Origin of the sequence: [Phormidium] sp. LEGE 05292, assembly GCF_015207735.1 — a bacterium.
Classification (GTDB): Bacteria; Cyanobacteriota; Cyanobacteriia; order Cyanobacteriales; family Aerosakkonemataceae; genus Floridanema.
Map to the genome: position 1 here is coordinate 1 of NZ_JADEWG010000008.1, position 23,518 is coordinate 23,518.

Sequence of the window (23,518 nt, forward strand, 5' to 3'; positions counted from 1 at the left end):
GGGAGATAGGGGGATGATGGAGATGGGGGGACAAGGAGAATTTTTCTTTTGCCTTCTGCCTTCTGCCTTCTGCCTTCTGCCTTCAAAAAGCCTTTTGCCTTCTGCCTTTCTTCAATAAAGGTCTGGTTTGAGTGCCTTAGCTTTTTCTAAGCTGGCATTAGCTTCTTCTGTATGCCCTAAGTTACTCAAAGCTACACTGCGGTTATACCATGCTTCGTAGCGTTCTGGGTTAATTGTTAAGGCTTTGTCCCAACTAGCGATCGCTTCTTCTAAGTTACCTAAATTACCTAAAACTAATCCACGATTAAACCAAGCTTGATCGTCTTGGGGTTTTATTTCTAAGGCTTTGTCGTAGGATGCGATCGCTTCTTCTAGTCTACCTAAATTGCCCAATAATACTGCTTTATTAAACCAAGCTTGGTGATATTGGGGTTGAATTTCGACGGCTTTAGTGTAACTCTCCAAGGCTTCTTGAATGTAGCCTAAATTAAATAAAGCATTGCCGCGATTGTTCCATGCTTCGTATTTGTCGGGTTTCAATTCCAAGGTTTTTTCATAACTGGCGATCGCTTCTGTTGCTTTACCTAATTTAAATAAAGCGTTGGCGCGATTGTACCAAACTTCGTTAGCATTGGGTAAAATTTCTAAGGCTTTGTCGTAAGTTGTAATCGCTGCCCAAAAGTCTCCAGAATTAAATTGTTCGACCCCTTGATTAAATAAATCTTGAGCTTTTTGGGTAGGAGTTTCTACTATTTCTGGTTCTCGATAAAATTCGTGACTATATATGTAGGCTTCAGGCGATTTTGCCAATAAAGAAAAGCCAATTTCACGGGATATTCTGCCAAATGTACCGCAACCTAATTCACCTAATCTAATCATTTGACTAGCTAAATGATCGTTTGAGGTTGGTGCAGCTAATAAGCGATCGCCAAATCCCCTTAACCAATCAATCCATTCTGCTTCTGTAGTTCTCTCAGACAAAGCCGCAAAAACTCGCTCAACTTGAATTTTTCGCCATCCATGATCCACCCCTTCTAGTAACTGCATGAAAAAATATTCATAATCTGTACTATCTAAAGGTCTACTCTGTTCAGGAGACACATAATTTTGTAACACTTGAAATTTCTTTGGCTTTGGTGTTAACCAAGGTTTTAACCATCGTCTGAGTTTTCTTCTCAACCAGTTGAGAATAACTCGACCAGTACGTTTGATCTTTTCTTTAATTTCAGGATTAATTTTATTCATTTGGCAACCGCTTGTTTATTGTTTCCCCCAAGAACCATTTTCACATTCAATCAATCTCTCAAGTATGCTGATAGCTTGAGGATTTCCTGAATTTCGCACTTGTTTTTCCATCGCAATATTTAACAATTCCATCCGTAATCGCATTAAATAAGCTTCTTGTTCTTCCGTTTTGGCTTTCCCTCCCAGAATAGTTCTTTGATTTTCTTGGAAAGACTTTTCTGGATCAAATTTAAACATTTTTATGATATAATTAATTACAGACTTTTGTTCAGGACGTGCTGTTATTAAAGTAACATTTATTGCCTGAGTTACAATTTTTTCTTGAATCCTTTTATTAGCTTGATTTTGTAACCAATATTCGGAAGTAGAAAGGGGAAAATCAACATTTTGTTGGTCTATTTTGGCAAAAGCATGGGCTTCTGCGAAAGACACTCTTCCATCTTGGTTATAGTCAGCTGAAGTGACTGTTTTACCAGTGCGGCTGCGACCACTTAAACCAGCGAAGAAACTAGAGCTATAATCCTCATAGTCGGCTTCGTTAACTTGTGGAGAACAGCCAACGGAAGGTCGGGTTTTCACAGTAGCAAAGAAACCACAGCGAGGTCTTTGAGTTATAGGAAGCTTGGGATTACCACCTTCATAAATTAAATTAGCAAATGACCCAGAGTAGCATTGACTCATCATAGCTACAAAAGATGTTTTCGGAGGTAATCGATCTAACAAGGAAGAAAACGTTTGAACGCTCAATGGTTCATCATTCCATAACAAGATTAGGTTATTATTGATATTCTCAGGATTACGAGTTCCGTGTCCTGTAAAATAAAAGAACACAGAATCTGACTTTTTACTCTGCAATTGTTGAAAGGTGCTGCGTAGGTTAGACAAAGTTGAGGCACCCTTGATATTGGGTATCTCTGGAATTTTAAACAATTGTCTGCCGTTTTTATCCAAGTAGCTCACTGTGGCTTGTTGATTGTTACCATTAGCAAAGAAGATGGGTACCTCTGCTGGATTGTAGCCCATTACACGCAGAGTCCGCTGAAAGTACAAAATATTTTTTTCAATGCCGATTTCATTCGCTTCTGGCGCAGGTCCACCGCCGATAATTAAAAAACTTTGGGTTGGCTGCAAGTTTAAATTATTTTGTTTCCCTTGACTAGTTTCGATTTTTTGTGGTAATAAATTGGGCTTTTCTTTTTTTGCTTTAATATTATGAGGATTTTTTTGTGGTAATTGTAGACCGATGAATGTGAGAACAGCCAAGCTACAGAGGAATAAACTATTGCTGAAAAATTGTGGCATGGTAATTGCTAGGTGATAACAAGTAACCGATCGGCAATTCAAAGTTAAAATTTTTAAACTCAAGATTGATAATCTCACCTTTAATAGGCATTTTAACGATTAACTATATTGCTTGTTGTTTCTTATGTCCTACGAACCCCTACATCATAAGTATCGTCCCCAAACTTTTGCCCATTTGGTAGGTCAGGAGGCGATCGCGACTACTTTAACTAATGCTATCCAACAAGATCGGATTGCGCCAGCATACTTGTTTACTGGGCCTAGAGGTACAGGTAAAACTTCTAGTGCGCGAATTTTTGCCAAGTCGTTAAATTGTCTTGCTAGTAATGTTCCCACAGAAAGTCCCTGTGGTAAATGTGATGTTTGTGTAACTATTGCCAAAGGCTCATCTTTAGATGTAATTGAAATTGATGCTGCTAGCAATACTGGGGTGGATAATATTCGGGAAATCATTGAGCGATCGCAGTTTGCCCCCGTACAATGTCGTTACAAAGTTTACATCATTGACGAAGTTCATATGCTATCAACAGCGGCGTTCAATGCTTTACTAAAAACTTTAGAAGAACCGCCCGATCGAGTAATTTTTGTCTTAGCAACTACAGATCCGCAAAGAGTTTTACCCACAATTATTTCCCGTTGCCAAAGGTTTGATTTTCGCCGCATTCCTTTACAGGAAATGGTCGAACATTTGTGGCAAATTGCTAATCAAGAAAAGATTAACATTACCAAAGAAGCAATTACTTTAATTGCCCAAGTTGCCCAAGGTGGATTAAGAGATGCAGAAAGTTTATTAGATCAGTTAAGTTTATTTCCCGGACAAGTGACAGTTGAGGCTGTTTGGGATTTAGTGGGTGCAGTTCCCGAACGGGATTTGATGGAGATGTTGGAAGCGATCGCCAATGACGAAAGTACCAAAGTTTTAGAAATTGCCCGTCGTCTCATGGATAGAGGACGAGAACCTTTAATTGTGTTGCAAAATTTAGCCAGTTTTTACCGAGATTTGTTAATTGCCAAAAGTGCGCCTAACCGTCCAGAATTAGCAGTTGTCACTACTCCCACTTGGGAAAAAATGTGTGATTTTACATATTTACAAAATCCGGAAATTTTAGCAGGGCAAAAATTACTTAAAGATAGCGAATTTCAGATTAAAAACACGACTCAACCCCGATTATGGTTAGAAGTTACTCTATTAGGGTTATTACCTTCAGCAATTAGACAAACAACACAACCTGCTACTAATTTCCCAGTTACCCAAAACGCTAAACCTGTTAATATAGCTAATAATTTGTCAACATCAAATGTTAAAAATACGCAACCTGCCGAAGATTCAACTTCTGTAAAATCTTCAGTTAAATTCGAGCCGATTCAACCAAAGCAAGAGATTAATCCTTCTGTTTCTGAAACCTCTGAAACTGCGAAAATTGAATCAATACCAGAAAATTCTCAACTGGCAGATATTTCAGAGGAAAACATCAATTTGGAGCAAGTTTGGCAGCAAATCTTAGCAAATTTATCCATTTCGGCAAAATCCCTTTTTAAGGAACATGGATGTTTATTAAACTTCCAAGATTCTCATGCTCAAATAGGAGTTAAAACAGCTAATTTACTGAAACACGCTCAACCAAAAATATCAGACTTAGAAGCTGCATTAGGAAGAATTTTTAATCGAAAAATTAAAGTAACTTTGAAAGTATTTACACCAAATCAAAGCGATAGTAATCAAAATGTAAAAGTTACTAATAAAGAAAGAGAAATTTTTCAGCCTCACAGAACTAAGATTGAATCTACAACTCACTCTCCTGAAGTTCCGGTAAAAGCTGATTCAGAAATACCGACTCGCTCAATAACACCTGTACCAGAACAAAAAGTAACACAGCCAATAGTAAATGAACCGAAGAAAGCGCAGCCAAAAAGCAGCGAAGAATTAGTAAAAAATGCGGAAGCTGAAATAGTTGCTAAGGCAACTCAACGTTTAATTAGTACTTTTAAAGGGGAGGTTGTGGAATTACCTGATGTACTGGAATTAGCTGATACGTTACCGGAGAAAAACAATTTGCGATCGTCCTCAGAAACACCAGATTTTGACTCAACTTTTGAACCAGAAGATGAATCAGAATCAGCAGAAGAATTTTAGGAAAGAGGGGTTTTAGGGATTCAGAGTACAGGGAAGAATTAAATTTTCCCCTTGTCCCCTTGTCCCCTTGTCCCCTTGTCCTTCTAAGACTCTGCGCCTTTATGGACAGTTTTCACCCATTTTAGTCGTTTAGGTAAAACGGACATTCGGGCGGTGGTACTAGCCATAACAATGACCCAGTGAAGCATATACAAATTGCCACGTAGGGTATTGAGCGCAGTTAACAACGGGTTAGGAATAGTGGCTTTTTGCTGTTGATTAACGCGCCGTAAACCGCGAAACATAGCGATAAAAGACATCGTGAGCATAAGACCTGTGACTGGACTAAACACAGGCATTCGGTTGCGAGCGATCGCCATTAAAAAATCTGGCACTGCTGCGGTGGGGAGGAAATATTGGGTAATCCAAAACATAAACAGATCCCAAGTTTTCCGGTAGCCCATCGAACCTGCAAAAATCGGTCGCCAATAGTCCAGATAACGCTGATAACCGCCTTCTGCCCAACGGTTACGTTGATGCCAGAGAGCGATCGTAGTTGTTACCCCTTCCTCTTCCACAGCTGGATCGATGACAAATTCAATATCCCATTGCTCCAGATGCAGACGAATAGTTAAATCGAGGTCATCAGTAATAGTTTCCTCATTGAAACCGCCACAGTCTTCCAAAGCAGAACGGCGAATAAACTCGCCATTTCCGCGCAGTTCGCCAATGCCACCAAGGGCGATCCGCTGTTGTTGAAAATAGCTATCCAATGCCATTTCCGCCACTTGACCCATAGTGAGCAAATTCACATCAGGGTTAGAGATAGCCTTTTGGACTTGGACTGCGCCCACCTGTTCTTTAGCAAAAACAGGGACAACGCGCCGCAACATATCTTTAGGTACTTGAGCATCAGCATCAAACACAGCGATAATATCGCCACGAGTCAGAGGCAGGACTTGATTTAGGGCCCCTGATTTGCCGCCAGTCGCACCTGACGATCGCCGGAACACTTTCAACTGCTCGTATTTCTGAGTTAGTTGCTTGAGTAAAAGTGAGGTTTTGTCCGTGCTATTGTCATCAATTACCCAAAGTTCATAACGGTAGCTGGGATAGTCTAAACTACAGAGGGTATTTACCAATCTTTCAATTACAGCCTCTTCATTTTTAGCTGCTACCAGCAAAGAAACGAATGGCCAAGAATCTTGGTTTTCGGTTGACAAAGGCTCAGGTAAGGCATGGGGGCGAGCACGCAGAACGCGGATCGCATGAATTCCCATTAAGGTTGTCAAGCCTAAAATTAGCCAACTACCCCAAGAGAGTAAATGCAGGGCAATAGTGCCACTCCAAACTATCGTCAGGACGATCGCCGCTTTGCGCCTACGTCCTCCATACCTTTGGTTAGGTGTTTTGTCAGATTCCTCTGTTTGCGAGATATCGGAGATCAACGAGCTCAGTTCGTCAAGCTCGTCGTAGGAATTGTTTTCGGGCCAGGAGTTCGCTGGCATATTTCAGTTGATTCAACCACCAGTACTGCTAATGCAGCCTTATTGTATCCAAGATTGCTGTACTACTTAGCAGCTGCCGCTATTGATTTGGTAATTTTCGGGGAGGATATTGCGCTGGAAATGAGTTGCTATGGGGCTGGGAGAGGATTTTTCTTTTATTTCAATTATTTATGTAACTGAGATCTTGCGCCACGAGGCGGAGTCTCTATTTCTCGTTCCCAGGTTCAACCTGGGAACGAGGTCTTGGGAGGTTCTACCTCCTTTCAAAGAGCAAGATCTGAGTGTAATGTATTTCTGTAATGAAAATTTCGGATTAGTTTTGCGGCAATTTGGTAATTCCACTAGGTAAATTGGGGAATAATACGATCGTGCAAAAAAATTCCCAAACATCTGTCTCTCTCTTAACTTATGGTGATAAGCAATCCTGATTAATTTCTAAAATTGTTGATGTATCAGGAATCCCAGTTTTAGGGGCAATTCATCAATTGCTTGTACAGTCCCCTGGCACAGGATTTTTTACCACAAGTACAAGAGAACCATTCAGTTGAGTACCTATAATAACGAGCGAGCAAAAAGGGAACATTATGGATATTATTGAGCAACTGCCCCCAGCCAATCCCCAAAGAGTAAATGTTTATATGCCATATTACCAAGGCAATAAGCGAACTTGGCTACCGAAGGCAATGAGCCTTTATGAAAAGGGCGTACTCGAAGGCAATCGCAAAATTGAAGGTGGTGAGAGCATCCCTTTTGTTGCAACTTGGAGTGTAGCTGCATTACCAGCCGATTTAACTCGTTGTCGGTTGCAGTTTGATGGCAATGCGGAACTCAGCTATGAGATGACTTTGGCTAATAATGAATTTGTTAACTTTCTCATAGAAGTCATAATGAATTTTAAGTCCACGCGGACGATCGACTTTTCCAAGAGTTTCTACCGGAGGCTGTTGCGCCTGGATGAATAAAAATTGGAAAAGCCACCTTTTTAGTATTAAAGTCAGGAGCTAGGGTGTGCCAAAATTTACGAAATATCTGCTGATTGGGTCAACAGAATCTTATAGTGGCAAGTCAGCAGTAATATTGGGGCTTGCCCATCAGTTAAAACAAAAACAACTGGATATTGCCTACGGTAAGCCTCTGGGAACTTGTTGGAATGAACCACAAACGGATGCGATCGATGAGGATGTGAAGTTTTTGGCTCAAAACCTGAACTTGCCATCAGATCGAATTAGACCAACTCTGTTTTTTTTGAGCGAAGATGCTGTAGCTAAACGCATCAGAGGCGAGGACAGGGTAGATTACCGTGCGGAATTAGCAAAATATCTGGATGTGGCTAGTGGGGAGTTGGTGTTGCTGGAGGGGCCAGGTACTCTAGAAGAAGGCAGTTTATTTGATTTTTCTTTACTAGAGGCGGCTAATTCTATTGATGCCTCGATCCTACTAGTGTCCCGTTGGCAGTCTTTACTGTCAGTGCATAAGTTATTGTCAGCGAAGCGTTTGTTGGGCGATCGCTTATTGGGCGTTGTCCTGAATGATGTGCCAGTAAATCAAATGGAAATGGCTCAAACAGAAGTCCGTCCATTTCTAGAAAAACGGGATGTTCCAGTGTTGGGTATTTTGCCTCGTAGTGCTTTGCTCCGCAGTGTGACTGTTAGGGAATTGGTAAAACAATTGAAGGCTGAGGTTTTATGTCGTAGCGATCGCTTGGATTTACTGGTAGAAAGCTTGACAATTGGGGCAATGGATGTTAATTCGGCGCTGAAGTATTTCCGCAAAGGGCGGAATATGGCGGTGGTAACAGGGGGCGATCGCACGGAAATTCAACTAGCGGCGCTGGAAACTTCCACCCAATGCTTGATTTTAACAGGACATATCCCACCTTCAGATTTGATTTTGAGTCGGGCTGAAGATTTGGAAATTCCCATTCTCTCAGTCGATCTGGATACTTTAACCACTGTAGAAATTATCGATCAAGCTTTTGGTCAAGTGCGTCTCCAAGAACCGATCAAGGTCGAATGTGTCCGTCAGTTAATGGCACAACATTTTGATATTAATCGGTTACTGACAAAACTCGACTTACAGGCAGCTGTGACGTTGCCTTAACCGAGTCTGTTAAAATAACTAGGTCGTTGTGTCTTCAACTTAATCCTTGAGTCAATCGCTGGACATTCCTAAATTTGATGAATTAGTCCAAGAACTAGCGACGATCCAACAAACAGGTTCTAAACGAATTGCCCTGTTAGGTTCGCGCCATGTTCCTATTACCCATCAGCACTTAATTGAAATGATGAGCTATGCCCTGGTTTTGACAGGGAATAAGCTGCTCACTTCTGGTGCTACTGGTACAAATGCGGCGGCTATTCGCGGCGCAATGCGGGCCGATCCCAAGTTGTTAACGGTAATTTTACCCCAGAGCCTGGACAGGCAACCACGAGAATCTCGCGAGTTGTTGGAACAGGTAATGCACTTGGTAGAAAAGCCGGAAAACGATCATTTGTCTTTGGGTGAAGCTAGTGCTCTCTGCAATCAGGAAATTGTTTCCCGATGCCAACAATTAATTTGCTTTGCTTTTCACGATAGTAGGACTCTTTTGAAAACCTGCGAAGATGCTGAGGAGCAAAGAAAATTAGTCACCTTGTTTTACTTTGATTAAGGTGCAAATCTGCGAAATAAATCAGGGCTGATGAGGTGATTATTAATGTCAGGATCGATAATTTTTCTGTATTGCATTGCTGTGGCTATTGTTTTAGTTTATGTTCCCTTTTTGCTGGTGGCTTATGCTCGGGTCAATTTGGGAACACAAGCTTTAGCAACTCCTAGAGCTATGGTTGATAAGTTACCTGCTTATGCTCAACGTGCTACTTGGGCGCATCAAAATGGTTTTGAAGCTTTGATGATCTTTGCTCCAGCAGCATTAATGGCTTATGTGACAGGTGTAAATTCGACTCTGGCAGTATTTGCTGGGTTAACTTTTTTGGTTGCCCGTTTGCTTTACTCGGTGTTTTACATTTTGAATGTACCACTGTTGCGATCGCTGACGTTTGCGATCGCAACTCTTTGCAGTGGCACTTTAATTGTGTTGAGTCTTGACCAGGCTAGATGAAATTTCTTGTTAGGTAATGGGTAATAGGTAGGAAAATTAGCAATAACAAATCTCATGCCATCTTTAGATTTGAAATTTCCAATTAACCACCAATTACCAATTACCAATTATCCCCAGTTAGCGTTCAGTTACTTGTTATGGCCTCCACTTATTCGTTTGATATTGTTAGTGACTTTGATTACCAAGAATTAGTAAATGCAGTCGATCAAACTACTAGGGAAATTAGTAGTCGCTACGACCTGAAAGATACTAAAACGACAGTAGAATTAGGTAAGGATACGATTACTGTTAACACGGATAGCGAGTTTACTTTAGATGCCGTGCATACAATTTTGCAAACAAAAGCAGCAAAACGTAATTTATCCTTAAAAATTTTTGATTACGGCAAAGTTGAAGCAGCTAGCGGTAATCGAGTCCGTCAAGAAATTACCCTAAAAAAAGGGATTAGCCAGGAAATGGCTAAACAAATTAGCAAATTAATTCGTGACGAATTTAAGAAAGTACAAGCTTCCATCCAAGGCGATGCAGTGCGAGTTTCCGCAAAAGTTAAAGATGATTTGCAAGCTGTTATTCAGCGTTTGAAGCAGGAAGATTATCCGGTAGCGTTGCAATTTACTAACTATCGCTAAATTTTAAAGTTGGTTGGGTATGATTTCCCAACTAACTAATGCAAAAAGGCAGAAGTTAGAAGGACATAAGATTTTTAACTTTTATATTCATTTCTGCAATGCTGCACTCGGTTTTAAAAGTATGGCTAATCTGACAAAGATCGATCGCCAAAGAGAACATCAAGCCAATGAACGCACGTTTTTAGCTTGGTTAAGAACAGCAATTGCCTTAATTGGTTTTGGTTTTGCTATTGCCCGTTTTGGCTTATTTCTCCGACAAATAGAGATTTCGTTTACAGGTAAAAATACTATTCCCGATTCTTTGATTAATTCCCAAAGTTTAGGCATTAGTTTAGTAATTTTGGGAGTAATTGTCATTGCGTTATCTGTATGGCGGTACAACAAAGTTCTCCGACAAATTGAAGAAGCTAACTATAAACCTAGCCGTTTAATGGTGTGGTTAACTGCTGTAATTGTGATGGTTTTAGGATTACTAAGTATTCCTCTTTTGTTGTTGCGACATAACCCTGTTCCTACTAAATTAAATCCACTAAACAGAAAAACAAATATTCCCTCTGTAGTCAATAAAAGTTTAATGACAACACCCGTTTTGAAGAGACGCTAATTCTTGAAACTCAGTCCTACGCTACCTTGTCTTACGTGCTACGCACACGCTACGCGAACGTGGTTCAAAAAAAGTAATCAAACAGGATTAAGTATAAAGGGGGTATTTAACCCGGATTTGGTATAAACTGTCGCCCGAATGCTGATGCCTCCGGCACGCACTCGCGTTCGCCCCTACTCTTAACCGAGCAGTATTGCTTGTGGGGTGGAGATCCTGTTTGACGAGAGTTTTCACTTTATTTATATCTACCTACTTATTTATCGAGAAATATATTTGGAGTGCCTTGATATATACCTTTTAATAAAGGCAAAGTTATACCTTCCAATACCTTGTTAACTGCGGCAAAATCTTCCACGATCGGATCTGTGGTTCTTTGAAATGAACCAAGACTGATTTTTGCTTTTGGGGACTGAGATTCTCGATCGTCAAGCATTCCCCAAATTAATCCGGTTTACTTAATTATTATGAGTACGAAAAAACCCTATTTAGGGAACGGAAGTCATTATTTTCAAAGCCTGTTAAATCAACGGCTTAATCACCGCTACCGTATTATTAACCACTTAGGACAAGGTGGTTTTGGTTACACATTTCTGGCGGTAGATGAACAACAAAATTTACAGCCTTGTGTGATTAAACAAGTATTCTTCCAAAGTAATACAACTCATCATCAAACTACTACAGAACGCTTTCATCAGGAAGTCAAGAAATTAGCTCAATTAGGCGAACATCCTCAGATTCCTGAGTTATTCAATACCTTTGAGCAAGATGGCTGTGGCTTTATCGTGCAAGAATGGATTGATGGTTTGACTTTGGAACAGGAAGCAAAAGCAATTCCGTTTAATGAGGTTGAGGTTTGGCAATTTCTGCGAGAAATATTACCAGTTATACAGCATCTCCACGATCGCCAAATCATCCATCGAGATATTAAACCTGCTAATATTATTCGCCGCCAGAGCGATCGTCAATTAATCTTAGTTGACTTTGGTGCAGCAAAGCAAATCACTCACCTCAACTCATGTCATACAGGAACGATGATTGGCAGTGTAGAGTATGCTGCGCCAGAACAAATCAAAGGTCAAGCGGTTTTTGCTAGCGACTTGTACAGTTTGGGTGTAACTTGCCTGTATCTGTTAACGCAGATGCGACCTTTTGATTTGTATGACATTGTTGAAGATGACTGGAAGTGGCAAGCTTATTTACCTCAACCTATTAGTTCCGAGTTAAAAGCGATTTTGTATAAATTATTGCAACCAGCAGTCAGACGACGTTATCAGTTAGTATCAGAGATTTTAGCAGATTTAAATTCTTCAACTGAGAAACAAACAGATAGTGCGATTCAGAGCAGAAATTTTTCCGATTCTACTCTGCTCAAATCAATTACTAACTTTGTTCAGAAAACTCCGTCCGTATCTGGAGCTACAGTCTACCTCCCATTAACGCAGAATTGGTATTACCTGCCTGGTAGAGAGAACGCCTGGGATTGTGAAACCGAAAAAGCTTTTTTTTTAAGTCTGCGATCGACAAGTGCAGCAAACACGCCTCCTGTTCGAGAGACTTTGCCATTTGCCCAAAAAATTATAGTACTCAAAGCATTTCCTTTGGTGCGGCAAGCCTTGATTGTCAGCATCAATGCGTTGATTGGCGGCGTAGCGATGGCTTTTCTGGTGTATTGCTTGGGAAACATTCTTTTTTTCATCAGTACGCCTCCCTATCCGAATGCTACTCCTTTAAAGGACGAACGATCAACTTTGAAACTTTATTAAGTGTTAGTAAATTACCTCCGATGACTTCCACTAGTTTAGTAAAAAAATTGCGGGTTTACTACTCGAAACTATTCGACAAAGATGTGGTTGAACTGGTGTTTACCTTCATTTTGCTATTTATGACGACTTGCATTGGCTCAATGCTAATGATTTGTTTTTTCTGGGAAATGGAAAAGCGATCGTTACCTCAAACAGAAACTAAACAATCGTTTGGCTTGCTTGTTCCAAATTTACAAAGTACTAAACGCTTGTCCTAGAGATGACTGGAAATCACATTGTTTATCCAACCACAATCCAAGAAGTTGCTGATTAAGAAAGAATTCAGTTTTAGCGCTCTTATTTCAGATATACTAAGAGCGCTAAAGCGCAACAACATACCTTTATGCAAAATTTTGTTTTCTTCCTAATTGCTGCATTTAGTGAAATTTTTGGTTGCTACAGTTTTTGGGCGTGGTTGAAACTTGGAAAAAGTCTACTTTGGGTTATTCCAGGACTGTTTTTTTTAGTCATCTTTGCTATTACTCTCACTAAAATAGATGCTTCAAATGCTGGCAGAGTATATGCCGCTTACGGTGGTATTTACATCTTAATATCTCTCCTCTGGTTATGGTTAGTTGAAGGTGTCCAACCAGACAAGTGGGATTTGTTGGGCGTTACAGTTTCCCTCATTGGAACATTCGTGATTCTGTTTAGCCCCCACCACTAGTAAAAAATGTCATCCTAAACAAGGATTATATCTTGCTTTATATCTCACATTTATATCTCAGATATATTGATTTACAGAAGTTTACGGTGCTACATTAAAAATATAAATTGAGTCAGTTTAATCCAGCAGTTACTTTCCTAATGTGTCGTAGCTAATTAAGATGAAACCTGTTAATTTCTTGAACAATTTTCGGTTTAAGTTCTTAATTTTTGATTTAATCTTTCTCACCATAGCCATTGTACTCTTAGCTCAACCTAACTTTGTTCAACCAATCACTTCAGAACGAGCGCAAAATCCACAAGCATCTCAATTAGAAAATGTCCAAAAGCCTAGATGGTTAGTTTTTGCAACTGTCGCTGGAGTAGTAGGTTGTATTGGGTTAGTCGCTTTACGACAAAAGCATCAAGCAGCGATGAGAAAAAATCCTGATTCAAAAGAGAATACAGCCGCAGAAGATACCTATTTTGGTTAATCAATTTGTTGCAGGAACAGTTAGAAATGTCCACTAAAAACGAACTTTTGTATGCTCGCTCGCGCTATCACGGAAAAATCACACCAGACCATTTAGTGTTTAATGCAAACTTACAAGAATTTGCTCAACGCACTAATTACATCACCAGTTTAGAAACAAACGGTAAAATTTCCAGAGAAGAAGCTTATCAAAAAATTGAAGACCTCTGGCAACAGTTTGAACTCATCTATCAACAGTTAGAAATTGCTAGCTAAACATTTAGAAAGACTGTTGAACTTAACTCAACCTCAAATCATTGATCATTTTGAAAACATTGTCAGGAAATGAAACCTAAAGAAACTTTTTTTGTAATTCCAACATACCGACTCAGAGATGTAGCGGAGACGATCGAAAAATATGATGATAATTTCTGGGCAAACGGACACGCACCCAAAATTATAATTTTTGACGATTCAACTTTAGTTAACTACGAAAAGTACTACCCACTTTTAGAGCAAACAAAAACCGTCAACGATATATTTTACGTCGGTCCTCAGGAGAAAGAACAATTTATTACATTCTTGAACGAAAGATTACGGGATAAAAAGTTAGAATCGTTGGTCAGAAATTTATTTCGCCCTAGTTACGGAGGCAATCGCAACTTCACATTGATGTACACTCTTGGACATTTAATGGTGAGTTCTGACGATGATATGCGACCTGATGCACTAATCGAAACAAGTCCCGAATCTTTAAAAACAGATGAAATTTGTCGAGGCAAATTGTTTGGGGCAAATGAAACCGGATTTGTTCATCGATCGTTTGATTTACTAACAGCATTTGAAGATGTTTTGGGACAGAAAGTAAGCCAAGTTCCAGAAAACTATGAGATTGGAGAATTGGTTGTTGACACGACAATGGATCTGGAAACTAACACTACGAAAGGTTACTTCCGAGAAAATTCTTTGTTATTGCGATCGGGGGAAATTTCCGAGGATGCCGTTGTTAAAATGGCTCAGACCTTTCGGACAGGAACCAATGACATTGATACGCTGGATTTTGTTTATATGTATCTCAATAATGATAATCAAATTAATCCAGACGATTTAAATGAATTGTATGTTCTTGTTAATTTCCGACCCGTTGTAACTAACAAAAATTGGCGAATGGATTGTGGTGTTGCTGGCTATGACAATCGACTAGGATTACCACCATTCTTTCCCACAAGATTGAGATTTGAAGATTACATTTATAGGCTTTGGATTCAGCAAAATGGCATTGTTGCAGCCCATGTTGATGCAGTACAAAACCATATCAGAAATAACTATATGCGTAATCCGCTAGTAAGTGAAATTTTCAACGAGGAAATTTCCAATCTGCTGAAACGCAAAATTAAAGATAGCCTCTATGAACTTGATGATTTGAGTATTAAGTTTGGCTACACAGGCGAAATCACTTTGCAAGATTCAGAGGAAATTTTGCAAAAAATTACTGCAATCTATACTGATATTATCAAAGCGGCAAAAAGAACTCAAGATGAAGATCGTAAGCAATCGCTGCAAAGATTTGCTGATAGTTTAACGAGAGTATTTTATGGATTTGAACCGGACTTTTTCCAGCAAAATGTTTCCAGAATTATTGATGATGTAGTGAGTCAGTTTCAAGCTGCTTTGGAAATTTGGCCTACATTGGTTGAAATTTGTTACTTCCAAAAAGACAAAAAAGATTTGCCGCAGACTAGAGTCAAAAATCAAAAACTCAAGTCTAGAAATGGTTCTAAAGTACATAATTGATTTGATTAATTGAGGTATAGCGAATAAAAGCTTTATACTGCGATCGTTATACCTCACCAAGATAGAAAATGCTATTGATTACAACCTAAATTCTTAGTGACTAACAGGACATCCTCCTCTGTTGATAAAAATTGCTCTTTAATAAATCCAGTATTTTTCTGTTTTTGTAAGGTAAACCTAAGTTTTAATTTATGTTGCCTGTCTCCTGAAACTAGAATTTCTGGATCTCATTTACCTGTAACCTGCTGTAACTATTTCTGTCGAACTGGAATTTCAATAATAAACTCTGTACCTTGACCTAATTGGGAGTTACATTTTAATTTACCATTGTGTTTTTCTACAATAATGGAGTGAGAAATACTTAATCCTAACCCTGTACCTTTACCTACAGACTTTGTTGTAAAAAATGGATCAAATATTTTACTTTTAATATCTTGAGGCATTCCTACGCCATTGTCAGCAATACTAATAATTATTAACTGATTTTTCACTTGAGTTGTAATTGTAATATTTCGGGGTTCGGGTTGAGTTTCTAACGCATCTATGGCGTTTGCTAAAATGTTCATAAACACTTGATTCAATTGCCCTGCGTAACATTCTATCAGGGGTAATTTGCTATATTTTTTAATTACTGAAATCCCAGAAAAGTGAGGCTTGGCTTTTAGTCGATGTTCTAAAATCATGATCGTGCTATCAATCCCTTCGTGAATATTGACTACTTTCATATCAGCTTCATCTAAGCGGGAAAAAATCCGCAAACTCTGTACAATATCTTTAATTCGAGTTGCGCCCACTTTCATGGAATTTAATAATTTTGGTAAGTCTTCGACTAAAAATTCTAAATCAATTGCTTCTGCTTCCATTTGAATTTGTTGCGCGGGAAATGGGTAATGGACTTGATAAAGTTCGAGCAATTTAAGTAAGTCTCGGATATAATCGGTAGCGGGTTGAATATTGCCATAAATGAAGCTTACAGGGTTATTAATTTCATGGGCTACGCCTGCTACCATTTGTCCTAAAGAAGACATTTTTTCGCTTTGAATTAATTGGGTTTGAGTCTGTTGTAATTCTTGTAATGCTATTTCTAATTGTTGGGTACGTTCCCGACTTTGGGCGTATAGTTCTGCTTGGTTAAGGGCGATCGCTAATTGTACCCCCACAGCTTCTATTAATTCTACTTCGCTGTCAGTAAAAGGACGTTTATAGCGAGTATGTCCGAAACTAAAAGCGCCCACTTTACCAGATTGAGTTTGAATGGGTAAAATTAAAATTGAAGTATAACGTAACTCTGAGAGAAATTCTCGCAAAATTGGATCGGGGAAAGTCCTAACTTCATCAACTTGGAAAATTTCCCGCATCATAATTTTTTCACATAAAGGGCCAAGCACAGTTGCTTTATATAATCCTAATATACTTGGCAAAAGGTCGTTTTTTGCTTCTTTAATACATTCCCAAGTTTGGGGATTACTATCATAATGATACCAACCAAAAGCGGCGCGATCGATCTGTAATAAGCTACGGGCTTCATTTACCGTAGTTTCTAAAATGCGATCGATATCTAAAGAATTACGAATTTGGTTAGCAATGCGATTAATTAATGCTTCTTGTTGTGCTAATTTGCGGAATTGTGCTTCGGAGTTTTGCAAAGCTATTTCGGCTTTTTTGCGTTCGGTAATATAAGTAGAAGTAGCAATGATTCGGTGAATTTTCCCGGCTTGATCTTTGAGAGGAGTTAAAGTTGCCATTAACCAAACTTCTTCATCATCAATGTTCGTACAACTTTCATAAGAAATAGAAGCTTTGGCGGCTAAACATTTGTTAAATCCCTGCCGAAATTCGTTGGATAACTGTGGAGGAAAAAGTTCTTCAGGAGTTTTACCAAAAATAGCTTGAGAACTAATTCCAGTAATTTTTTCTGTTGCGGGATTCCAACCAGCATAAGTAATATTGCCATTTTCAGCAACATCAACGACACATATAATATAATTAACACCATCATAAATACTGGCTAAAAATTGCTCTCTTTCTCGTAAAGCAGTTTCAAATTGTTTACGATCGCTAATGTCGCGTCCTTCAGCAATTAATAATATTACCTCTCCGGTACGATCGCGAAGCGGCTTTAGAGAAAAATCAATAGTTGCCGCCTGATTATTTGCGCCCCAAACATCCACTTCATAGCGGACTAATGCGCCTTTTGCTGCTTCTTTAATAGCGGTTTTTAATTGTTCTTGTACCTCTAATAAATCCTCATGGCTAGTCAGCGATAACCTGGTAATTAATCTATCTTCCTCTACCCACCATCGGGTTTGCCAAAAAGGTTTGTTAACTACATCGGAAGAGGTAATTCCTGCAAAATCTAATGCGGCTTGATTGATTTCAATCAAAGTACCATTTGGTTGTAATAAAGCAACAAATTGGAAGGATTGATCGAAAATAGCACGAAATTTAAGCTCATTGTCTTGCAGGGCTTTTTGTACTTGTTGTCTTTGGCTATCAATTCTGGTTAAAAATCTAGCCGTACACCAAATTACCCAATTAAAAAAGATAATATTTAACAGACTCGATAAAGTGATGGCAATTTCTGGGGAATAACTATTACTGCGATAACCGATTAAAATTAGCCAGCCGACAATTAATGGCATTGCGATCGCAATAGGTGACATCCGTCTTGCCATAATTCCCCCAGCATTTTCGCTAGTGAAAGTTCTGATCCAACCATGTTCGGGAGCAGCCAATAAAATTCCCAAAGACAATAAAACAATTGCTATACTTGTTGGCAATAGCATTATAGTATAAGAACCAAATCCATAAAAATCTTTGATTTGATAAACCTCACCTAAAAAACCAATTAAAGAAATCAAAAAAGCCATAACACCAAAAAATTGAGCAGCACTATAAAAGTTTTTTACTAAAAGTAATAATGCTATACTTAGAAAAACAAAAGTAATAGCTGTATTAACAGTCAAACTTTCTGGTATCTTCCAGAAATTAATCTGAAAAAATAAGGAAACCATTTCTAAAGTCTCTACAAAAATTAGCAAGACTAAACAACCAAAAGTCAAAATTGGTAATTTAGCTTTAACCTTTTCTTGATGCCATAGCCACAATGTTAACCCGGATAAAATTAATCCTAATCCAGGAGCATTTATCGAATTAAAATAAAGGTAAAACCCAAATAAAATACTGATTACACTAGTAAATTGAGATAGCAGCTTCAGTAATTTAATAAATTTGGATATTTTTTCTATATCTTTTTGTGACATTGAATATTTCATTTTTTCTCTGTATATTGGCTATAATTTAGGAGTTTTTGGATAAAAATTGCCTATATTAAGCTAGCTAACAGCCATGTAATGTTCATATCTATCCCTTGCACCCCTGCTGCCTCAACAAGCAATTTAAAAGATTAACAGCTTAGTTGTTTTACCACCAGATAAACTGATTTTATTAGTATCTTGATGTAATTGATACCCGATTAACTACTGAAAATTAAGGGTTTGTAATGAAAAAATATAAATAAACAAATTAGTTAAAAATACAGACAATAAACCCCGCCTAGAGAGACGGGGTAACACCGAGAGATAAATGAAATTTATTCTAGATAGTAGAGAGAACTTCCTTAGCAGCTGCCAAAGTGCGATCGATATCCTCTTCCGTATGAGCAAAGGAAGTAAAACCAGCTTCAAATTGCGAAGGTGCCAAATAAACACCACGTTCTAACATTCCGCGATGGAAACGACCAAATTTAGCCGTATCTGACTTTTTGGCATCCTCATAATTATGAACTGGCCCGGAAGTAAAGAATAAACCAAACATGGCGCTAATTTGACCGCCACAAACAGCATGACCTGTTTCTTTGGCAATTTGCAACAAGCCATTACTGAGTTTTCTGGTAATCTTTTCCAAATACTCGTAAGTACCGGGTTTTTGCAGTAATTCCAAAGTTTTAATCCCCGCTGTCATTGCCAAGGGATTGCCGGATAATGTTCCTGCTTGGTACATTGGGCCAGCAGGTGCCACCATAGACATGATATCCTGTCTACCGCCATAAGCACCTACTGGTAAACCACCGCCAATAATCTTACCTAAAGTCGTTAAATCGGGAGTAATGCCAAATTTTTCTTGTGCGCCGCCGTAAGCAATGCGGAACCCAGTCATTACTTCATCAAACACCAACAATGCACCGTTTTCTTGGGTAATTACCCGTAAACCTTCCAAAAATCCGGCATCTGGAGGAATAAAACCTGCATTACCTACCACTGGTTCCAGAATTACACCTGCAATTTCACCAGGGTTTTCGGCAAACAAAGCTTTTACAGCTTCTAAATCGTTGTAAGGTGCGGTGAGCGTGCTGCTAGTTACAGACTTGGGAACGCCCGGAGAGTCGGGTAAACCAAGGGTAGCAACACCGGAACCCGCCTTCACCAGAAACATATCGGCGTGTCCGTGATAGCAACCTTCAAATTTAATTACTTTCTCACGTCCGGTAAAAGCACGCATTAAACGCAATACCGCCATGCAAGCCTCAGTTCCAGAATTGACAAACCGCACCATTTCAATACTAGGAACGGCATCAATTACCATTTCTGCCAGGACGTTTTCCAGAACAGAAGGTGCGCCGAAGCTAGTACCTTTATCTAAAGCCTCGTGTAGTGCTTTAATTACTTCTGGATGAGCGTGACCGCAGATTGCTGGACCCCAAGTTCCTACATAGTCAATGTATTCATTTCCATCAACATCCCAGATGTAAGCGCCTTTAACATGGTCAAAGACGATGGGTTGTCCTCCCACTGATTTGAAAGCACGTACAGGAGAACTCACGCCTCCTGGCATGATTTTCTGCGCTGCTGCAAAAATTTCTTCCGATTTGGTGGTTTTAAAAGAGGTGGTCACCAAAGCTGTCTCCTTAACTGTAAGTCTTTGCCTGTCTTGGCTTTAAAGTCTGTCTTAAGATAGATGCAACCAATGATTGACAATGTTACTCTCGCGATACCCCCATCTACCCGTAAATAACCAAGATGTTATATAAGAGCAATCAAGATTTACCAGCAGATGTGCGCGATCGCCTTTCTGAAGCTGCTCAAGAATTATACCGAGCAGCGTTCAATTGTGCTATTCATTGGTACGGTGAAGAGTCAAAAGCTCATCAGGTTGCTTGGTGTGCTGTAAGAACTCAAGCCGCAAATATTTATAATACCCTCGATCAGGGGTCAAGTACTTTAGTAGCTTAAGAAGGCAGAAGGGAAGTTTTAAGTTTTGAGTTTTGAGTTTTGAGTTTGTAGGGGCGGGTTTTGCCCAGAGATTGTTTGTGCGGTACAAAGATTATGTACTAAACCCGCCCCTACCGTGTCGCCTTGTCCCCTTGTCGCCTTGTCCCCTTGTCCCCTAAAATAAGCAATCTACTCTGCTTTTGTGACCGAAGTTTATGCCTGCTGATTTAACGGCTCTTAACCAGTCTATCCCGATCGAGCAAATTCGTTACGACGAACGTGGGTTAGTTCCGGCTATTGTTCAAGATTACCTTGATGGTACTGTCTTGATGATGGCTTGGATGAATCGGGAATCTTTAGCCAAAACGTTGGAAACAGGAAGAACTTGGTTTTGGAGTCGTTCTCGATCGGAATTATGGCCTAAAGGGGAAACTTCCGGTCATGTGCAAAATGTCAAAAGTATGCGTTATGACTGCGACAGCGACGCATTACTAATTACTGTGGAACAGATTGGTGATATTGCTTGCCATACTGGGGAACGCAGTTGTTTTCATCAAACCAATGGGTCGAAGATTGCGCCACCTGCGGATACTTTATCACAGGTGTTTGAGGTAATTTGCGATCGTAGAGATCATCCCAACGAAGAGTCTTATACTTGCAAGTTAATTGCGGGTGGAAATAACAAGATTTTAAAAAAAATTGGCGAAGAATCCGCTGAAGTGGTGATGGCTTTTAAAGATGATGATAAAGAAGGAATTGCTGGCGAAGTTGCAGATTTATTTTATCATACTTTGGTCGCTTTAGCGCATCATAATGTTGATATTAAAGCAGTTTATCGGAAGTTGCAGGAACGGCGGAGATAGGTTTTTTGCTATTACTGAGAAAGTTGTAATTTAAGTTGCTAGTTACCAGTATAGTTCTTTCTTAGCCCCCCTTATTAAGGGGGGTTGGGGGGATCTAAACCCAGTAATGACAGCGTTATATCCCCCCACTACCCCCCTTACTCAAGGGGGGAACTCCGAAAGAATTAATCACTTATCAGTTCATATTGCAATACAAATCAGTTCATCAGCTTTCAAAATAGCCATTGCATATTCCCGCCCTTGGTTATCAGCAAATTCTACTAAATATTTGCTTTCATTTTCAGAATTGTATATTTCCATAAATCTATTAATTTTGCTTGTATAGTTTAATCGTCTTATCTTGACTACCGCTAGCAATGAAACTGCCATCAGAAGAAATGGCAACACAACTAACCAAATCTGTATGACCGACGAGTATTCCTATTTCTTTTCCAGTACTAACTTGCCACAATTTTACAGTTTTATCCCAACTTCCACTAATGAGAATTTGATTATTGGGGGAAAAGGTAAGCGCAGAAATTAACCAAGGATGTCCTGAAAGAATACAATTACATTGCCAAGTTGTGGTATCCCAAAGGCGAATAGTTCTGTCTTCGCCGCCTGTAGCTAGTAATTTGCCATCGGGACTAAATACGATCGCTCTCACCCCCCCAGTATGTCCAACCAAAGTACAAATTAATTCAAACTTTATTAAATCCCAAATATGCACAATTTGATCGGAACTTGCACTTGCTAATATAGGGGAAACTGGACTGAAAGCGATCGCATTTATCCCTAATTTAGCTCCTGATAATGTTGTTATCTGTTCTCCTATTTCGGGATGCCATAATTTGACAGTTTTATCAGCACTACCACTGGCAAGAATTTTCCCGTCAGGACTGAATGCTAAAGCGTTGACAGCGCCATTGTGACCGAGTATTGTGTGAATTTCCTGGCGTTTTTGCAAATCCCAAAGCTTGATTTGGCGATCACTACTTCCGCTTGCTAATATGTTCGGGGAATGAGGATGAAAAGCAACAGATTTGACTTTTCCTGTATGAGCTTTTAAGGTAAAAAATTCCTGTAGAGACGTTGCACGCAACGTCTCTACAAAATGACCAATATCCCATAAGCAAATTGTTCGATCGTCGCTGACACTGGCAAGCATTTTATCGTCAGGAGAAAGAGCGATCGCATTAATCCCAGAAAATAGCCCTCCATCACCGACAAGTGTGGCGTAAGTTTCCCAAGTTTGTTTAGGAGGAGGTGCTGAAATTGGGATTTTTTTACCTGTGAGTTTTTGCATTTCGGTGAGTGCAACTTCAGCAGAAGGAAATCGCTTTTCTAATGAAGGTTCGATTAGGCGATCGATAATTTGCGCCAAATCATATTCTACAGAACTTGCCAAATCTGACAGCCAATAATTTCGCCATACCCAACAATTATTCGCCAAATCGAACAGGTGAAACGGACGAATTCCTGTTAGTAAATTCAGGCAAACAACCCCTAAACTGTAAAGATCGCTGCTGAAAACTGCGCTTCCTCTCACTTGTTCTGGTGCAGCATATTCAGCACTACCGATCGTCGTTCCTGGCGTAACAAAAAAAGTTTCTGTCACCAGTTTTGCCGCACTAAAATCAACTAAAAATAAATCATTTAACGATTTTATTTGAATAATATTCTCAGGTTTAATATCGCGATGAATGACTTGATGGGAATGAATGAACTGGAGGACGGGAAGTAAATTTTCTAAAATTTGCCAGACTTCCGCGGCACTAAATTGACCCTTTTCGCCTAAAAGTATTGCTAGGTTTTTTCCAGTTATGTATTTTTGGACGAGGTAGAAATTGCCATTTTCGGCAAAACTGTCTATAACAGCAGGAATTTGGGGATGATTGCCTAATTCTTTTAATTTGTTGATCGCATCTCCAAACAAAAATTTTTCGGAATCACCCCGATCGAGAACTCGCCAAAATTGTTTGACAACACAAAGAGTAGGAGAATCTTCAGCCAAATCAAAGGCTAAAAATGTTTGTCCAAAGCCTCCCCTACCCAAAACTTTAACCGCACGATAGCGTTTTTTGAGAAGTAAAGTAGAGCCACAAAATTGACAAATTACAGAATTGCGATCGTAATTTTGTGACTCATTACAACTAGGGTTGAAACAAATTGTTTCTCTACCTTCAAGACTCATCTTTTTATATTAATTTGGGATCATCAGTTACCTTTCCCGCTAAGTTAAACCCCACCCC

At 39.3% G+C, this 23,518-nt stretch carries 23 protein-coding genes; 15 read left to right on the plus strand and 8 right to left on the minus strand.

Annotated features, from left to right (window positions below; all coding sequences use genetic code 11):
- Positions 1-111: 111 nt before the first annotated feature.
- Together IQ264_RS03980 and IQ264_RS03985 are read right to left on the minus strand one after the other, a co-directional pair.
- On the minus strand, positions 112-1,245 hold the full coding sequence (locus tag IQ264_RS03980) for a tetratricopeptide repeat protein (RefSeq protein WP_193978844.1): 1,134 nt from the start codon (positions 1,243-1,245) through the stop codon (positions 112-114).
- 15 nt (positions 1,246-1,260) lie between these two features.
- Complete coding sequence (locus IQ264_RS03985) at positions 1,261-2,610, minus strand: C13 family peptidase (protein ID WP_193978846.1); 1,350 nt, start codon at positions 2,608-2,610, stop codon at positions 1,261-1,263.
- Between the two features lie 61 nt (positions 2,611-2,671).
- On the opposite strand from IQ264_RS03985, the gene IQ264_RS03990 reads away from it, so the two are divergent.
- Positions 2,672-4,681: a DNA polymerase III subunit gamma/tau gene (locus IQ264_RS03990; RefSeq protein WP_193978848.1), complete on the plus strand. Its 2,010-nt coding sequence runs from the start codon at positions 2,672-2,674 to the stop codon at positions 4,679-4,681.
- Positions 4,682-4,764: 83 nt separating this feature from the next.
- Here the strand turns inward: IQ264_RS03990 and IQ264_RS03995 are convergent, their stop codons facing one another.
- Entirely contained in the window at positions 4,765-6,168 is a 1,404-nt protein-coding gene (locus IQ264_RS03995) for a glycosyltransferase (protein WP_193978850.1), read from the minus strand.
- A gap of 584 nt (positions 6,169-6,752) precedes the next feature.
- Here IQ264_RS03995 and ebsA point away from each other — a divergent pair.
- From ebsA to IQ264_RS04025, 6 genes are all read left to right on the plus strand, one after another.
- Entirely contained in the window at positions 6,753-7,130 is a 378-nt protein-coding gene (gene ebsA / locus IQ264_RS04000) for a type IV pilus biogenesis protein EbsA (protein ID WP_073591439.1), read from the plus strand.
- A gap of 46 nt (positions 7,131-7,176) precedes the next feature.
- A complete protein-coding gene (locus tag IQ264_RS04005) occupies positions 7,177-8,268 on the plus strand; it encodes a phosphotransacetylase family protein (RefSeq protein ID WP_193978852.1) in 1,092 nt (363 codons plus the stop codon).
- Between the two features lie 46 nt (positions 8,269-8,314).
- Entirely contained in the window at positions 8,315-8,818 is a 504-nt protein-coding gene (locus IQ264_RS04010) for a DNA recombination-mediator protein A (RefSeq protein ID WP_073591437.1), read from the plus strand.
- Between the two features lie 45 nt (positions 8,819-8,863).
- Positions 8,864-9,268, plus strand: coding sequence for an MAPEG family protein (locus IQ264_RS04015; RefSeq protein WP_193978854.1), 405 nt, complete (start codon positions 8,864-8,866; stop codon positions 9,266-9,268).
- A gap of 137 nt (positions 9,269-9,405) precedes the next feature.
- Positions 9,406-9,897: a YajQ family cyclic di-GMP-binding protein gene (locus IQ264_RS04020; protein WP_193978856.1), complete on the plus strand. Its 492-nt coding sequence runs from the start codon at positions 9,406-9,408 to the stop codon at positions 9,895-9,897.
- A gap of 19 nt (positions 9,898-9,916) precedes the next feature.
- A complete protein-coding gene (locus tag IQ264_RS04025; protein ID WP_228061275.1) occupies positions 9,917-10,501 on the plus strand; it encodes a YidH family protein in 585 nt (194 codons plus the stop codon).
- A 253-nt stretch (positions 10,502-10,754) separates the two neighbouring features.
- Here IQ264_RS04025 and IQ264_RS04030 read toward each other — a convergent pair whose 3' ends face one another.
- Positions 10,755-10,934: a hypothetical protein gene (locus IQ264_RS04030; RefSeq protein WP_193978858.1), complete on the minus strand. Its 180-nt coding sequence runs from the start codon at positions 10,932-10,934 to the stop codon at positions 10,755-10,757.
- 31 nt (positions 10,935-10,965) lie between these two features.
- On the opposite strand from IQ264_RS04030, the gene IQ264_RS04035 reads away from it, so the two are divergent.
- The 6 genes from IQ264_RS04035 (at position 10,966) to IQ264_RS04060 (ending at position 15,214) form a co-directional block, all read left to right on the plus strand.
- A complete protein-coding gene (locus tag IQ264_RS04035) occupies positions 10,966-12,264 on the plus strand; it encodes a serine/threonine-protein kinase (RefSeq protein ID WP_193978860.1) in 1,299 nt (432 codons plus the stop codon).
- 20 nt (positions 12,265-12,284) lie between these two features.
- The gene (locus IQ264_RS04040; RefSeq protein WP_193978862.1) at positions 12,285-12,521 is read left to right on the plus strand and encodes a hypothetical protein; all 237 of its coding nucleotides are present in this window, start codon (positions 12,285-12,287) and stop codon (positions 12,519-12,521) included.
- Positions 12,522-12,646: 125 nt separating this feature from the next.
- Positions 12,647-12,970, plus strand: a complete 324-nt coding sequence (locus IQ264_RS04045; protein WP_193978864.1) for a YnfA family protein — start codon at positions 12,647-12,649, stop codon at positions 12,968-12,970.
- Positions 12,971-13,130: 160 nt separating this feature from the next.
- Entirely contained in the window at positions 13,131-13,442 is a 312-nt protein-coding gene (locus IQ264_RS04050; protein ID WP_193978866.1) for a hypothetical protein, read from the plus strand.
- 26 nt (positions 13,443-13,468) lie between these two features.
- Positions 13,469-13,696 (plus strand): DUF7219 family protein, encoded by a 228-nt coding sequence (locus tag IQ264_RS04055; RefSeq protein ID WP_193978868.1) that lies wholly within the window; start codon positions 13,469-13,471, stop codon positions 13,694-13,696.
- Between the two features lie 69 nt (positions 13,697-13,765).
- Complete coding sequence (locus tag IQ264_RS04060) at positions 13,766-15,214, plus strand: hypothetical protein (protein WP_193978870.1); 1,449 nt, start codon at positions 13,766-13,768, stop codon at positions 15,212-15,214.
- A 251-nt stretch (positions 15,215-15,465) separates the two neighbouring features.
- On the opposite strand, the gene IQ264_RS04065 is transcribed toward IQ264_RS04060, so the two are convergent.
- The gene (locus IQ264_RS04065) at positions 15,466-18,489 is read right to left on the minus strand and encodes a PAS domain-containing sensor histidine kinase (protein WP_193978872.1); all 3,024 of its coding nucleotides are present in this window, start codon (positions 18,487-18,489) and stop codon (positions 15,466-15,468) included.
- 322 nt (positions 18,490-18,811) lie between these two features.
- A complete protein-coding gene (gene hemL / locus IQ264_RS04070) occupies positions 18,812-20,110 on the minus strand; it encodes a glutamate-1-semialdehyde 2,1-aminomutase (protein ID WP_193978874.1) in 1,299 nt (432 codons plus the stop codon).
- A 122-nt stretch (positions 20,111-20,232) separates the two neighbouring features.
- Between hemL and IQ264_RS04075 the strand changes: the two genes are divergently transcribed.
- Positions 20,233-20,445 (plus strand): ChaB family protein, encoded by a 213-nt coding sequence (locus IQ264_RS04075; protein ID WP_193978876.1) that lies wholly within the window; start codon positions 20,233-20,235, stop codon positions 20,443-20,445.
- A gap of 194 nt (positions 20,446-20,639) precedes the next feature.
- Positions 20,640-21,287: a bifunctional phosphoribosyl-AMP cyclohydrolase/phosphoribosyl-ATP diphosphatase HisIE gene (hisIE, locus tag IQ264_RS04080; protein WP_193978878.1), complete on the plus strand. Its 648-nt coding sequence runs from the start codon at positions 20,640-20,642 to the stop codon at positions 21,285-21,287.
- A gap of 180 nt (positions 21,288-21,467) precedes the next feature.
- Here hisIE and IQ264_RS32680 read toward each other — a convergent pair whose 3' ends face one another.
- Positions 21,468-21,587: a DUF4926 domain-containing protein gene (locus tag IQ264_RS32680; RefSeq protein ID WP_228061276.1), complete on the minus strand. Its 120-nt coding sequence runs from the start codon at positions 21,585-21,587 to the stop codon at positions 21,468-21,470.
- Between the two features lie 7 nt (positions 21,588-21,594).
- On the minus strand, positions 21,595-23,460 hold the full coding sequence (locus IQ264_RS04090) for a serine/threonine-protein kinase (protein ID WP_193978880.1): 1,866 nt from the start codon (positions 23,458-23,460) through the stop codon (positions 21,595-21,597).
- Positions 23,461-23,518 lie beyond the last annotated feature (58 nt).

What these genes read in the sequence shown, in the direction of transcription:
- IQ264_RS03980 (WP_193978844.1), bottom strand. Translation starts at nt 1,245, where the DNA reads ATGAATAAAATTAATCCTGAAATTAAAGAAAAGATCAAACGTACTGGT.
- IQ264_RS03990 (WP_193978848.1), top strand. Translation starts at nt 2,672, where the DNA reads ATGTCCTACGAACCCCTACATCATAAGTATCGTCCCCAAACTTTTGCC.
- IQ264_RS03995 (WP_193978850.1), bottom strand. Translation starts at nt 6,168, where the DNA reads ATGCCAGCGAACTCCTGGCCCGAAAACAATTCCTACGACGAGCTTGAC.
- ebsA (WP_073591439.1), top strand. Translation starts at nt 6,753, where the DNA reads ATGGATATTATTGAGCAACTGCCCCCAGCCAATCCCCAAAGAGTAAAT.
- IQ264_RS04015 (WP_193978854.1), top strand. Translation starts at nt 8,864, where the DNA reads ATGTCAGGATCGATAATTTTTCTGTATTGCATTGCTGTGGCTATTGTT.
- IQ264_RS04020 (WP_193978856.1), top strand. Translation starts at nt 9,406, where the DNA reads ATGGCCTCCACTTATTCGTTTGATATTGTTAGTGACTTTGATTACCAA.
- IQ264_RS04025 (WP_228061275.1), top strand. Translation starts at nt 9,917, where the DNA reads ATGATTTCCCAACTAACTAATGCAAAAAGGCAGAAGTTAGAAGGACAT.
- IQ264_RS04030 (WP_193978858.1), bottom strand. Translation starts at nt 10,934, where the DNA reads ATGCTTGACGATCGAGAATCTCAGTCCCCAAAAGCAAAAATCAGTCTT.
- IQ264_RS04035 (WP_193978860.1), top strand. Translation starts at nt 10,966, where the DNA reads ATGAGTACGAAAAAACCCTATTTAGGGAACGGAAGTCATTATTTTCAA.
- IQ264_RS04040 (WP_193978862.1), top strand. Translation starts at nt 12,285, where the DNA reads ATGACTTCCACTAGTTTAGTAAAAAAATTGCGGGTTTACTACTCGAAA.
- IQ264_RS04045 (WP_193978864.1), top strand. Translation starts at nt 12,647, where the DNA reads ATGCAAAATTTTGTTTTCTTCCTAATTGCTGCATTTAGTGAAATTTTT.
- IQ264_RS04050 (WP_193978866.1), top strand. Translation starts at nt 13,131, where the DNA reads ATGAAACCTGTTAATTTCTTGAACAATTTTCGGTTTAAGTTCTTAATT.
- IQ264_RS04055 (WP_193978868.1), top strand. Translation starts at nt 13,469, where the DNA reads ATGTCCACTAAAAACGAACTTTTGTATGCTCGCTCGCGCTATCACGGA.
- IQ264_RS04060 (WP_193978870.1), top strand. Translation starts at nt 13,766, where the DNA reads ATGAAACCTAAAGAAACTTTTTTTGTAATTCCAACATACCGACTCAGA.
- IQ264_RS04065 (WP_193978872.1), bottom strand. Translation starts at nt 18,489, where the DNA reads ATGAAATATTCAATGTCACAAAAAGATATAGAAAAAATATCCAAATTT.
- IQ264_RS04075 (WP_193978876.1), top strand. Translation starts at nt 20,233, where the DNA reads ATGTTATATAAGAGCAATCAAGATTTACCAGCAGATGTGCGCGATCGC.
- hisIE (WP_193978878.1), top strand. Translation starts at nt 20,640, where the DNA reads ATGCCTGCTGATTTAACGGCTCTTAACCAGTCTATCCCGATCGAGCAA.
- IQ264_RS32680 (WP_228061276.1), bottom strand. Translation starts at nt 21,587, where the DNA reads ATGGAAATATACAATTCTGAAAATGAAAGCAAATATTTAGTAGAATTT.
- IQ264_RS04090 (WP_193978880.1), bottom strand. Translation starts at nt 23,460, where the DNA reads ATGAGTCTTGAAGGTAGAGAAACAATTTGTTTCAACCCTAGTTGTAAT.